The 13,982-nt window shown below is 49.3% G+C and carries 8 protein-coding genes and 1 tRNA gene; 1 reads left to right on the forward strand and 8 read right to left on the reverse strand.

Going from position 1 to position 13,982, the window contains the following annotated elements; translation table 11 throughout:
- Nucleotides 1-148: 148 nt before the first annotated feature.
- Nucleotides 149-225: transfer RNA gene (locus ACEN2G_RS09725), tRNA-Met, on the forward strand.
- A 279-nt stretch (nucleotides 226-504) separates the two neighbouring features.
- On the opposite strand, the gene ACEN2G_RS09730 is transcribed toward ACEN2G_RS09725, so the two are convergent.
- The 8 genes from ACEN2G_RS09730 to ACEN2G_RS09765 all read right to left on the reverse strand — a co-directional run bounded on the left by ACEN2G_RS09730 (nucleotide 505) and on the right by ACEN2G_RS09765 (nucleotide 13,941).
- Nucleotides 505-1,041, reverse strand: a complete 537-nt coding sequence (locus ACEN2G_RS09730) for a cell division protein ZapC (RefSeq protein ID WP_442021296.1) — start codon at nucleotides 1,039-1,041, stop codon at nucleotides 505-507.
- Between the two features lie 238 nt (nucleotides 1,042-1,279).
- Nucleotides 1,280-2,287: a quinone-dependent dihydroorotate dehydrogenase gene (pyrD, locus tag ACEN2G_RS09735; RefSeq protein ID WP_442021297.1), complete on the reverse strand. Its 1,008-nt coding sequence runs from the start codon at nucleotides 2,285-2,287 to the stop codon at nucleotides 1,280-1,282.
- A 120-nt stretch (nucleotides 2,288-2,407) separates the two neighbouring features.
- A complete protein-coding gene (locus ACEN2G_RS09740) occupies nucleotides 2,408-7,258 on the reverse strand; it encodes an NAD-glutamate dehydrogenase (protein WP_442021298.1) in 4,851 nt (1,616 codons plus the stop codon).
- Between the two features lie 444 nt (nucleotides 7,259-7,702).
- Entirely contained in the window at nucleotides 7,703-7,921 is a 219-nt protein-coding gene (locus tag ACEN2G_RS09745) for a DUF2835 family protein (RefSeq protein ID WP_442021299.1), read from the reverse strand.
- The gene (pepN, locus tag ACEN2G_RS09750; protein ID WP_442021300.1) at nucleotides 7,921-10,572 is read right to left on the reverse strand and encodes an aminopeptidase N; all 2,652 of its coding nucleotides are present in this window, start codon (nucleotides 10,570-10,572) and stop codon (nucleotides 7,921-7,923) included. The genes ACEN2G_RS09745 and pepN overlap by 1 nt, the downstream gene beginning before the upstream one ends.
- A 182-nt stretch (nucleotides 10,573-10,754) precedes the next feature.
- Nucleotides 10,755-12,761, reverse strand: a complete 2,007-nt coding sequence (gene prc / locus ACEN2G_RS09755; protein ID WP_442021301.1) for a carboxy terminal-processing peptidase — start codon at nucleotides 12,759-12,761, stop codon at nucleotides 10,755-10,757.
- Between the two features lie 10 nt (nucleotides 12,762-12,771).
- Nucleotides 12,772-13,395 carry an RNA chaperone ProQ gene (gene proQ / locus ACEN2G_RS09760; RefSeq protein ID WP_442021302.1) on the reverse strand — a complete coding sequence of 208 codons (624 nt, stop codon included), beginning with the start codon at nucleotides 13,393-13,395 and terminating at the stop codon, nucleotides 12,772-12,774.
- Nucleotides 13,396-13,482: 87 nt separating this feature from the next.
- Entirely contained in the window at nucleotides 13,483-13,941 is a 459-nt protein-coding gene (locus ACEN2G_RS09765) for a GAF domain-containing protein (RefSeq protein ID WP_442021303.1), read from the reverse strand.
- Nucleotides 13,942-13,982 lie beyond the last annotated feature (41 nt).

The following is a 13,982-nucleotide window of genomic DNA, read 5'->3' on the forward strand; positions in this document are numbered from 1 at the left end:
AGCAGTCTGGTAGCTCGTCGGGCTCATAACCCGAAGGTCGTCGGTTCGAATCCGGCTCCCGCAACCACTTAAGTGTGCAGTTGCAGTAACTTTCGTTGTAGTAAAGTGTTAAGCAGTACAGAGTAAAGAATAGCGTTTAAGTATCGGACGCGGGATGGAGCAGTTTGGTAGCTCGTCGGGCTCATAACCCGAAGGTCGTTGGTTCAAATCCAGCTCCCGCAACCACTTAAAAAAACTTAAAATAGTTATCTTCAAACATCATAACTCCCCTCTTCTAGCAATCACCCGCCACATCTTGTAATAAAACACTCACGAACTCTTAGTTCGATTTTCCCGATCCTGATTTTCACTGGGTTATTGGCCACACATTCAATATTTTGTTCGCTGCTTCAAACAGATAACACAAAGCCAACAGCAGAATGCGCTACTGTTGGCTTTGTGTTTTAATGTTCTTGCATTGCTATCTTGACTGAATGCTGACGGCTTATCGCTGAAAGTTGCCCGTTAACCTACTTGCCTGATGTGCTCGTTCTCGCTCAGCACATCTAAACTAACCAGACGATCGTTCATCACCTTGATGGCACTAAAGGTGTTCAGTTGTTTACTGCCCGATAACAATCGGCTTGGGGCCAGTGAAATACACACGGACGCCGAAGGTGAGGTTTCGATAACCATCATAGTCAGTTGTTCATTTTCCACATCTAAACCGATTAATTCGCCAAGTTCTGGCTGATGGTAATCCGCTTGCGGCTCAAAAAACCAACTCTGGGGCATCAAAGGTTTATAAAAACGGGCGGCTGCCACACCATTTAATGCCGCTTGCACCCGCTGTGCCGATGAACCCCAATGGCAGAGTTTGTCTAAAAATCGATAATACAGGCCGGTATCTTCGACCGAAAAACACTGATCTAATGAGGTCGAACACACTAAATGCTTTGCTACATAAGGGCTGCAAAACAGCATCTCCTCACCTAAGTCCAGCATTAGGTGTCTGTCTTCACCCATAAACCAGCGCCACTGATCATTTGGTTGAAGCAACATCCAAGTCACACCTTTTAGTTATATTTACACTAGTTATGCGTGCAATAGTTATGCGTGCAATAGTTATGCGTACAATAGTTATGCATACAACAGTTATGTTTAGTAAAACTAGCACATGCACAGGGTTTGATATTTGATAATAGTCATCAAACATCAAACCATAGTGTTAATTTCTGTTTATTGCCTTATTTTATAACCTATTTCGCACAAGAGTTACAGTCTGTGACGCATATCTAGTTTATAAATGGCGCGCCAGCTGCTGAATAAGTTGCGGCCCCTGATAAATAAAGCCGGTATAAATCTGCACCAGACTGGCACCGGCAGCCATTTTTTCGCGCCCTGCCGTTAATGAATCTATGCCACCCACACCAATAATAGGCAAACGGCCCGCTAAGCGACGGGACAATTCCTGGATAACAATTGTGCTTTTATTTTGTACCGGACGACCACTTAAACCACCTGCTTCATGGGCATGAGGCAAGTCAAACACCAATTCGCGATCCAGCGTGGTATTAGTGGCGATCACGCCATCGATATTAAAGCGCACTAAGCTGTCCGCCACCTGCTCAATTTCTTCCATAGACAAGTCTGGAGCAATCTTCACCAGCAAGGGCACCTGCTTATTATGCAGTGTGGCCAATTCGGCCTGCTTTTCTTTCAGTGAACCCAGCAAGTCGTCCAGCGCCTCGCCGTATTGCAAGCTACGTAGGCCTGGGGTATTGGGTGAGGAAATGTTCACCGTAATGTAGCCTGCGTGAGCGTAGGCTTTTTCCATACAGATAATATAGTCGTCTTTGCCGTGCTCAATCGGCGTGTCTTTATTCTTACCGATATTAATGCCGAGCACACCGCTATAGCGGGCGTTTTTCACATTTTCAATCAAGTAATCGATGCCATGGTTATTAAAGCCCATGCGGTTAATGATGGCGTCCGCTTGCGGAATACGGAACAGACGCGGCTTATCATTGCCATCTTGTGCCTTGGGCGTGACGGTACCAATTTCAATAAAGCCAAAGCCCATGGCGGCGAATGCATCTATGCAGTCGCCATTCTTATCCAACCCCGCCGCCAACCCCACAGGGTTATCGAAGGTCAGGCCCATTAATTGCACCGGATTCATAATTTTAGGTCGGCGATATAAGGTCGCCAAGGCGTTGTGTTGGCTTTTTCCTAAGCCCTTGATAGTGAGCTCGTGCACATGCTCTGGGTCACATTGAAACAAAAGCGGTTTAACCAGTGAATACACAGTTCTTGTCCTTGTAAAAAAGCCCCGGTATTGACCGAGGCTTGAGTATTGTTATGGGTATAACTACGGGTATAGTTATGCAATGCCATTTATTAAACGGCGTTTACGCTAAGCCCGCCATTAAACCGCGTTCACACAATGCAGATGCAGCAAATTCAGCTCACGCAAGGCCACTGAAAACTGAGCAAACTCATGGCTAGATGAGGCCTTAAAGTCTGCTAATAAATGGCGCCAGCGATTCAATGCTTGCTCGTGCTTATCCAGCCACTGGGCCAGCATATTAGCGCATTCATCGCTCGCATTACAGTCTTTCAATACCACAGCCGCGAGGCTACGCTGCTGATAATCCAAGTCTTCTCTAAATGCGGATCGCGCCTGTGCCTGCCAGTGGTTGCTGACGGCTTGCAGGTTTATTTGATCTAAGAACCAATGCAGCTCCAGCTCAACGCCAAGGTGGAAATACAGCTTGGCCACCACGTTTATGTCTTTGTCTTGCTCTGTGGCCACTTGTGCTATGTCTAGGCTTGAGAAAGCGCTGCTTAACTTCGCCACTCGCTCGGCGACAGATTGCGACACGCCTTGAGCCGTAAGATCGCTTACTGCCTGTTTGATGTCCGCCACTTCTGACTCAATCATCACCTGATACAGATCCTGCGCCAAGCTGGTATAAGCCGGTTTAAAGAGGCTGATGGCCTGCTCAATAGACAACTTACGATCCCGATTGCGCAACAGCCAACGGGTCGCACGACGAACCGTACGTCTCACTTGAGTAAAGAGCGCTAATTGCACGGCGGCCGGTGCTTGGTTATCCAGTGCTTCAATATCGCGCAGCAAGTCGTCCATGCCAAACACCTCGCGCGCTATCATAAAGCTGTGCGCAATATCGCAGATGCTGGTGCCGGTTTCGTCTTGCAGGCGCATGGCAAAGTTAAAGCCCATGTCGTTGACCATGATATTGGCCAAACGCGTCGCAATGATCTCACTCCGTAACGGGTGAGCCATCAGTGCCTCACCAAACTGCGCCACTAAGGGTTGTGGCATACTCAGCGGCAATAACTGCGCGATAAAGTCGTTGTCGGTGATTTCACTAATATTCAGTGTCTCTTTCAAGGTCATCTTGGCGTAAGCCACTAAAATCGCCAATTCGGGACGCGTTAAGCCGCGGTTTGCCGCCATGCGCTCGGTCAGCTCATCGTCGCTCGGTAAATACTCTAATTGACGATCCAGTTTGCCTTTGCGCTCTAACCATTGAATAAAGTGCTGCTGCTCTTTTAGTGCCGCCGCACCGCTGTGCTCGGTCACAGAAATCGTTTGCGACTGACGATAGGCATTGGTCAGCACTTTGTTGGCCACATCCTCCGTCATATCAAACAGCAACTGGTTGCGGTGCTCCATGGTCAGCTCGCCTTTATCGACCAAGGTGGTCAATAAAATCTTGATATTCACTTCGTTATCGGAGCAATCTACGCCGCCCACGTTATCGATAAAGTCGGCGTTAATGCGCCCGCCTTGACTGGCGTATTCAATACGGCCCAGTTGAGTGAAGCCTAGGTTACCGCCCTCGCCTACGATGCGCGCCCGCAGCTCAGTGCCATTCACACGCACTGCATCATTGGCGCGGTCGCCTACGTCGTTATGACTTTCGCGCGCAGATTTCACATAGGTGCCGATGCCGCCGTTCCAAATCAAATCCACTTTGGCCATCAATAAGTGATGAATAACCTCAGTTGGCGCCAAGCTCGTCTTATCCGTATCCAGCAGTTGCTGCATTTCGGGCGTTAAATTAATGGACTTAGCCGAGCGCTCAAACACGCCGCCGCCTTGTGAAATTAAGCTAGCATCAAAATCGCTCCAGCTTGAGCCTGGGGTATTATATAACCGCTCACGCTCCACATAGGTGGCCGCCGCATTGGGGCTCGGGTCAATAAAGATATGTAAGTGGTTAAAGGCCCCCACCAGGCAGGTGTGCGGTGATCGCAACATGCCATTACCAAACACGTCGCCGGCCATGTCGCCAATGCCGACTACGGTAAAGTCGGTGGTTTGACAGTCGATATTCAGCTCTCGGAAGTGGCGCTTCACCGACTCCCAGCCGCCGCGGGCTGTGATGCCCATTTTCTTGTGGTCGTAGCCCACAGAGCCGCCAGAGGCGAAGGCATCGCCTAACCAGTGCTGGTATTCAGCACTGATTTCATTGGCAATATCAGAGAAAGAAGCAGTGCCTTTATCCGCGGCCACCACCAAGTAGTAGTCATCTTCGTCGTGACGCACCACCTCTTTGGCCGGGATCACGTGGCCGTCAATGATGTTGTCGGTCACGTCTAACAGCGCGCGAATAAAGAGGCGGTAACAGGCCTTACCCTCGGCTAAAAAGGCGGTACGATCGCCGTTTGGAAGTTGCTTACACACGAAACCGCCCTTAGCACCCACGGGGACGATCACGGTATTTTTCACTTGCTGTGCTTTTACCAAACCTAATACTTCGGTGCGGAAGTCTTCACGACGATCCGACCAGCGCAAACCACCGCGCGCCACCTTGCCCCAGCGCAGATGCACACCTTCAACCCGCGGCGAATAGACAAAAATCTCAAACATAGGTAGCGGTTGCGGCATGTCACTAATGGTGGACGGCGCCAGCTTATAGGAGATATAGGGCTTAGGCTCGCCATTGGCCGCCGTCTGATAGAAGTTGGTGCGCACCGTGGCTTCAATCATTTCCATAAAGCGGCGAATAATACGGTCGTCGTCGAGATTGGCAACTTTATCGAGCTCTGCCACTAATTGTTGATGCAACGCAGCCTCCTGAGCGGCGTCTTGGCTTTGCAGCAAGGAAAAACGCTGTTCAAATAGCGTAAACAACAGCTGGGCTAATTGTGGATAGCGGGTCAGGGTTTCTTCAATGTATTGTTGGCTAAAACTCACCCCGGTTTGGCGCATATATTTGGCATAACCACGTAACACGCTGATATCACGCCCCGTTAGATCACAGGCCAACAATAAACGGTTAAAGCCGTCGTTTTCCAGCTCTTTATTCCACACCTGAGCAAACGCCTGCTGAAAACGGCCTTGGCAATGATCCAGATCCAAAGGCGCGCCGGTGTAAAACATGGCGAAGTCTAATACCCAATAAGTGTCGTCGCCGCAGCTTACCTGATGGGGCGTTTCACCTATGATGCGCAGGCCTAAGTTTTCCAACATCGGCATTACATCAGATAAATGGATGGGCTCATTTCTGTGATAGAGCTTAAGGCGCACCCGGTTAGAGTCGGGTTTTTCTTCTTGGGCGCGATAAAACAACATGCCCAACGGCTGCGCATCACTGAGCGCTTCCAATTTTTCAACATCGGCTACGGCTGAGCCTGGCATCACTCTTTCGGTATAAGAATGTCCAAAGGCGGCACCGTATTTATCGAACAGGCGCTTTCCTTCGGCTTCGCCCATGCTCACCGACAAGGCTTGGCTAAATTGGTCTTCCCAACTGCGCGCCGCTTCAATTAAGTTTGCTTGAATTTTATTCACATCAATGTCCATCGCGTTATCTTGCACCCGAATTAAATAGTGGGTGCGTGCAAATACGCCTTCAGAAAAGTAAGTGCTAAATTCCACTTCCTCTTCTGAACCAAAATAATCTTGTAAAATTGCTTGGGTTTTTTGGCGTAGCGTAGTGTTAAATCGCTCTTTGCTGACATACACCATGCAAGAGAAAAAGCGTTCAAATAAGTCACGGCGCACAAACAGCCGCGTCATGTCCCGCTCTTGCATGCCCAATACACCCATGCCGATGGTGGTTAGCTCTTGCTCAGTGGCTTGAATAAGCTCATCGCGCGGGTAGCTTTCTAAAATATTAACTAACGATTTATAGGCATGACTGCCCTTCACCAAACCAGAATGAGCCAAAATACGGCGTAACTTAGCGCCAATCAGTGGGATATCGAGGGCACTCAGGTTATACACATTAGAGGCGTAGAGTCCGATAAAGCGGTCTTCACCTATCACCCTACCCTGATCATCAAAGCGTTTAATGCCGATGTAATCAATATAAGACGGTCGGTGAACCCGAGATTGATGATTGGTTTTGGTGAGAATTAAAATGTTATTATTTAACGCCGCCTCTCGCGCGGCTGGGCTTAAATCGCTGAGCACTAACGGCTGGGCGTGGTTGATATTACCTAACAAGCCTAAGCTGCTGTCTAGCTCCGGCAATAGCACTTGAGACTCGCCTTCACCGGTTAATTGATAGCGACGATAGCCCATCAGCGTAAATTTATGATCCACCACCCAGTTTAAAAACGCTAACGTCTCCGCCATGTCATCGGGATGCGCGCCACAGGCGGTAGGCAGTTCGGCTATCACTTGCTCCAAACGTTGCACCATCGGCTGCCAGTCAGACACCACTTGCAGCACTTCTGTGACCACAGACAACAATTCAGCGGTTAAGGCGTCTTGAATTTCTTGGGTGGGTAAGCGGTCAATTTCAATTAGAAAAGCGGTTTCAAGGGGCTGATTGGCGCTGGCTTGCTCTTGTGTTTGCTCCTGCTCTCGCTCTCTGATCTCGGTGAGTGTGCCATCCACATCTCGCACCACCTGCATGGGTTGATGCAGCATAAGATGCGATGTGATGCCCATACGGTTAAGCGCCATGCGAATGGAGTCCACTAAAAATGGCGCATCAGTGCAGATAACTTCTACCAAGGTATGGGGTGACTGCCAGCCGTGACGGCCGAGCTCTGGGTTATAAACACGCACATATAAGCCAGCGTCTGGACGCGTAGCAAAGGCTTGCCACAGGTTAATGGCTGCGCCATACACATCGCTGGCGTTGCGATGAGATAAGTCATAATCGGTAATGCCGCTGTATAAATGAGTGACGAAATTGTTCACTAAGGGAGCGAGAGGGCCTGGGAATTTATCTGTGATGTGCTGGGCTACATTGTCGAGCAAAACGGATCTTGCTGGGGGGGTAAATGCCATGTTGTTATCTTCCTCGTATACAAGCGAGTGTCCATAGAGCATGACGCCCTAACAGAACAGGATGGAAACAGTGTATGCCCGCCCAATTTTGAATACGAGTCAGGCGTGGGAGCAAGGTGTCAAAGTATCGACTCGATCACGGCCTAAGAGACTATTTTTCAATTGACGACTGTCTCATCCCCCTGCTGTCTTGCAACTTAATGAATAAGTTAGCAAAAGTTTGCATTTTTAATAAGCCATTGTTAATAAACCGTTGTTATTAAAACATTGTGATTAAACAGGCGGAGCAATACAGAGATACAACTTTCGCAGTACGCCGTATGCTAAAAAATCCTGTCGCTAATACACATTGGGTTTGGGCATAAAAATACCGGGCAAGCCCGGTATTAGGTGTTGTTTTTAACGTATGACGTATATGTTATGCCTTACATATGACCGCAGGCACTATAACCGCGCTAATTGCTGAAATTGATTCTCAGCATTGAGGGTAATTTCAAAATAACCTTGTAAGCCATCATGACTGACAAAAGTGCGAAAGTGATGCAGCCCAATTTGCAGCCGCACCCCTTGTTCGGTTTGGACCGACAAGGCCCCAGTGCGACCTTGGTAATACTGCAACAGCTGCGGGGCCGAAATAGCCAGCCGAAACCGCAGCCGGCGCATTAGGCTAGCGCCTTAACGATTTTTTCATACAAGTCACCAGATAAATCAGGCATCGCCATTAGCTGTGCCAAGCGTGTCTTAATTAAGTTTTGCCGGGTATCGTCAAGGCGCGCAAACTGTATGAGCGGCGTAATTAAGCGCGAGGCGATCTGTGGGTTGCTCTTATTCAGAGCCATTAATACCGACACCAAAACATCATAACCGCTACCGTCAATGCGGTGAAACGCTAACGGGTTGCCGTTAATAAAGGCACCAATGACCGCCCGTACCCGATTGGGATTGTTCAAGCTAAAAGTGGGATGCTCCATTAACTGGCCGATACGCGCCAATACATCATCTCCGGGTGCCGTGGCTTGTAAGCGAAACCAGTTATCGAGCACTAAGCCATCGTGCTGCCATTTTTGCTCGAAGTCCGCCAGCATAACGCCCGCTTCAACGAGTGAAGCACGCACCGCCGCCTTCATGGCACCCAGCGTATCTGTCATGTTATTGGCGTGCTGATATTGCTGTTGTGCCAAGCCATTCTTTCCTGCATGAGTCCCCGCATCAGCATCAGCTAACGCCAAATAGCTCAGCGCCACGTTCTTCAAAGCGCGTTTGGCTATATCTTGATGTTCGATGCGATAGTCAGGCGTAATATTTTGCTCATAGGCTTGGCGCCACAAGGGTGCCAAGGTTTGCGCCAGCGCTAACTGCAGCTGGGCGTGCACTTGACCGAGTATATCTATGTCGACCTGCTCAAATAACTCCAGCAGGCTGCCAATATCCGGCAAGGTCAACATCTCCGCTTTTAAGGCAGAGTCCAGACTTTCCTCTTCAAGCGTCGCGCTAAACACATCTAACAATGCTTGAGGTACGGGTACAACGTGCTCGCCTTGCTGTTGCGTTTGTAAACTTTGTAAGCGCGCTACATTGTCGCGCACCGCATTGTTAATCAGCATTTGTACCGCGTCCCAGCGTACGAACTCATCTATGCTGTGCTTGGCCAACAGGCTAAGCTGGGCATTGGTATAGGGATAATCCAGCTTCACGGGTGCCGAAAATCCCTGCAATAATGCCGGTACGGGCCGCGTGGGCACATTTTCAAAGATAAATTCGTGCTCGGCTTCTATAACATCCAATACTGGACTGACATTCTCGCCACGCAAGATGAGGGTGAGCGGCTCGCCCTGCTCCGTGTATAAGGCCACACTGAGTGGAATATGCAGCGGTAATTTTTGCGTCTGTTCTAAGGTAGGTGGCGTATGTTGGCGCACGATTAAGATGTAGTGCTGGGTGGCGGCATCGTACTCATCACGCACCGTTAATACCGGCGTACCCGACTGACTGTACCAGCGGGCAAAGCGTGTTAAGTCACGGCCACTGGCCTCAGACATGGTGCTAAGAAAATCGTCACAGGTGGCCGCTTGGCCATCAAAACGCTGTAAGTAAAGCGTCAAACCACGCTGAAACGCAGCTTCACCCACTAAGGTATGCAGCATGCGGATCACTTCTGCGCCCTTCTCATACACAGTGAGTGTATAGAAGTTGTTCATTTCAATCACCGCATCCGGGCGAATAGGATGGGCCATAGGACCGGCGTCCTCGGCAAATTGCGGGCCGCGTAAGATGCGCACATTTTGAATGCGATTGACGGTACGTGAGCCGAGATCAGAGGAAAACTCCTGGTCGCGAAATACCGTTAAGCCTTCTTTCAACGACAACTGAAACCAGTCACGACAGGTAACGCGATTACCGGTCCAGTTATGAAAGTATTCGTGGCCAATTACCCGCTCTACATCCAAATAATCCGCATCGGTGGCGGTATTGGCATCGGCCAACACAAACTTGGAGTTAAAGACGTTGAGGCCTTTGTTTTCCATGGCGCCCATGTTGAAAAAATCCACCGCCACTATCATGTAAATATCGAGATCGTATTCTAAGTGACAGCGCTGTTCATCCCACGCCATGGAGGCTTTTAAGCTGTCCATGGCGTGGTCGGCGCGGTGTAGGTTACCCTTGTCGACAAAGATCTCGAGCGCCACGTTGCGACCACTCACTGTGGTGTAATGGTCGCGCAGCACATCAAAATCACCGGCTACCACTGCAAATAAATACGCCGGCTTTGGAAACGGATCTTGCCATTGCACCCAGTGGCGGCCGTCGTCCAAGGTGCCTGCATCCACCTTATTGCCGTTCGATAATAAATACGGGCAGGTAGCAGCATCGGCAGTAATACGGGTACTGAAACGCGCCAATACATCTGGGCGATCCAAGTAGTAGGTAATACGGCGAAAGCCCTGAGCTTCACATTGAGTACAAAAAGCGGAGCCAGACTTATATAAGCCTTCCAGCGCGGTATTGGCCGCCGGATCCAGCTGGGTTTTAATGGTTAGCACAAACTCTTGGGGCAGTTGCGACAACACTAAGCTGCGCTCAGTTTGCTGATACTGACCGATATTGATGCCATTTACCGCCACCTGTAACAAGGTTAACTGCTCACCATCCAGTACCAAAGGCTCATCGTGCTCGCCATTGCGGCGCACGCGGCTGATGGCCACCACTTGGGTGGCGTTATCATGCAGCTGAATATCCAGATCCAAGGTATCAATCCAATAATGGGGCGCTTGATAATCATCACGATATTGCACTTTAGGCGTGATTTGAGTCATGAACGGAGACCTCGCTTATTTGACCCCATGCATAGAGGGCACAGGTGAAATGAAATGGTGTGGTAGCGGGTAAAATTGCTTGAGTCACTGGGCATAAATTATGAACTAAAAAGTGACGAACTTGAGCAGTAAAACGGCATAAAAAAAGCCCAGGCTGATTAATCAGCCTGGGCTTAGCTTAATTAGCCTTTAGCGTTGGCCAGATCGGCGGTAATACGTGCCGCTTCATCTAAATAACCATCGATAGGTACAAAGTCGGTAGGCGCATCGTCTAACTGAGTGACGGTGGCCAAGCCTGCTCGCTTCAAACGCTCATTTAAACGTATCAAGGCTTTGGCATCTTGCTCTTCCATCTCGACTTTGCGTTTAGCAGAGTTGAGTGACACCGATTTTTTGTCTTTGAGTTTTTGGTATTCTTTAATATCTTCAAAAACGTACACAAACTCGGGAGCTTGCTTAATACGTGCCTGATGATGCTGGCGTAAAGAACCCAGTAAAGGCGTAAGGTCTTGCACCTTATCAAACGCTAAGCTGTCTACTTGATCCCAAGGTAGCGCATGTTTCTCCAGACTTTCGCCGGTTTCCTCCGCCACAATCGGCGTAGGGAAAGCAATGTCGGGTTTCACACCTTTATTTTGGGTACTGCCGCCATTAATGCGATAAAACTTGGCGATGGTGAATTGTACGAAGCCCATGGGGTGTTCATACAAGTCATACATGCGCGATAAGCTACGATGTTGCTGTACCGTGCCTTTACCAAAGGTATTTTCACCCAAGATCACCGCTCGACCGTAATCTTTTAACGCAGCAGCAAAAATCTCAGAAGCCGACGCCGAGTAGCGGTCAACCAGTACCGTCATCGGACCCGCGTAGGCCAACAGCTCATCGTCATCACCGTTTACCGTAATACGACCCAAGCCATCACGAATTTGCACCACAGGCCCGCTTTTAATAAACAGGCCCGTTAGACTGGAGGCTTCGGTGAGTGCACCGCCGCCATTACCGCGCAAGTCAATCACTAAGCCTTTAATGTTTTCTTTCTTCAGCTTATCGATTTCTTTGGCTACATCCACGCTCAAGTTGACATAAAAACTCGGAATTTCAATCACACCGATATTTTCATTGTTCACCTTGATCACTTTGCCGCTGGCGGCTCTGTCTTCGAGACGTACCGTATCGCGAGTGATCTCAATCAGCTTAGGCGTACTGGTGACCGCCTTGCCACGCTGAATTTGTAGCCAGACTTGCGTGCCTTTTTTGCCCTTGATCAAGTCAACAACTTCATCAAGACGCCAGCCAATGACGTCGATAATTTTATCGGCCGCTTGGCCTACACCAATAATACGGTCGTCAGGCAGCAACTCGCCTGACTTAGCCGCTGGGCCCCCGGGTACCAAAGAGCGGATCACCGTATAGTCATCTTCACCCTGTAATACGGCGCCTATGCCTTCGAGCGACAAGTTCATTTCTGTCTCGAAGCGCTCGGCGTTACGCGGGCTTAAATAACTGGTGTGTGGCTCTATGGCGCGGGCAAAGGCGTTGGTGAAGCTTTGAAAGGCGTCCTCGCTTTCGCTTTGCGCTAAGCGCTTAATCGCGTTGTTATAGCGTTTGGCAAGGGTTTCTTTGATCTCTGGCCAGTCTTTATCGGTAAGAGCCAGACTGAGCGCATCGTATTTAACTCTTTGTTGCCACAGCTTATCTAGCTCTGCCTGATCTTTCGGCCAATCGGCCTCACGCCGGTCAAACTGATACTCGTCATCGTTTTCAAAGGTGATGGGGGTATCGAGTAACGACAGTGCATAGACAAAACGCTCATAGCGTTTTTTCAAGCTTTTGTTATACATCCCATAAACAACGTCGAGCCTGCCGGCTCTCAGTGCATCGTCAAAACTATCTTGATAGCCCCTAAAGCGCTGAATATCAGCTTGAGTAAAAATATTCTTACTGAAATCTAGGCTTTCTATATAGCCATCAAAGATCCGTTCGGAAAAGGCATTATCAAGCTGAAATTGACGATAATGGGAACGGGTGAACAGCGCGGTAACCCGCTTGCTGGCAACCGCATGCTGACTTTCTGGCGCCAATACGGGAATGGCGGACGCATCAGTGGTCGGCGGTACTGCCCAAGCAATACTCGCCCCCATGATGCCGGCGGCGACCAAAGACAAACGAATTCCGTGACTGATCAAACCCTACTCCTTAAAGAATAAGATGTTCGAATTTAACACGCAGTGACAGGCCAGTTTTTAACTCAACCTGTACATCATCGCGGGTAATTTCTTTAACGGTCGCAGGTACTGGCGACGTGCCCAGTAACACTCTGACCTCTTGTGCGACTTTTAGGGTCGCGGGATCAACAGGCTGCGGCTTAGCTTGCGGTTGCGCCGGGGTCGCAACTGCTGGCTCAAGCTTAGCTTTAGACTCAGGTTTAGGCTGAGCTTTTGCTTTGGGCTTGGCTTTTTTAGGAGCGGGCTTGTCTTTACGCGCACCAAAGACTTTTTCTTTGCTTTCTTTAAGCGCGCCTTTGGCATGCTCAACATGTTCTTCAGTCAACTCACCACAGGCTTCGCCATCTAAACCGACACGGGTTTGACCGGCTTTTAAGCCATGCAGATAGCGCCAGCTAGACGTGTACTGGCGTAAGGCTGTGCGCAGTAAGGTCTTGGACACCTTAGGATCTTCGCCTAATTGGGCGGCTAAATCCTGAAAGATACCAATTTTTAAAGGCTTAGCTTCGCCGTCGGCGATAAAGCATTGCGGGAAGCGTTCTGCTAAGTAAGCAATAACTTCTTTACTGTTTTTCAATTTTTCCGAGTTTTCCATGAAATACCTTGGTTAAGACCTAAGGGCGCACCGCCCACTGAAACAATGCATATTATAAAGAGCGCGCAGACAAAAGCGACCCCGACGTTACAGCAAGGGACTCACTGTCGCCACAAAAAGACTCAATCCAGCCTCATCCTCTTCATCAAAGCGGTCAAAGGTCGGGCTATCAATGTCCAATACGGCCCAAACTTGCTCACCGTCACTGATAGGCAATACGATTTCTGAATTGCTGGCGCCGTCGCAGGCGATATGACCAGAAAATTCATGTACATTGGCTACGCGTTGAATAATCCCTGTGCTTGCCGCCTTGGCGCACACGCCTTGGCCCATCGGCAAGCGCATGCAAGCGGGCTTGCCTTGAAAGGGACCCAGCACTAGGCTTTCTGATTCGCAGAAATAGAAGCCAACCCAGTTAATGTCCTCTAGGGCTAAATTAAGCAAAGCAGATAAGTTGGCCAATTTAGCCAAGCGATTGGGCTCGCCATCACACAAGGCGACGGCTTGTGCGGTGAGACTGTTATAAAATGCAGATTTTGTAGACATAGTATGTTTTTAAACACGAAAGCCGATAAATTTTACTTAAC

Origin of the sequence: Oceanisphaera sp. W20_SRM_FM3, from assembly GCF_052119705.1 — a bacterium.
Taxonomy (GTDB): domain Bacteria; phylum Pseudomonadota; class Gammaproteobacteria; order Enterobacterales; family Aeromonadaceae; genus Oceanimonas.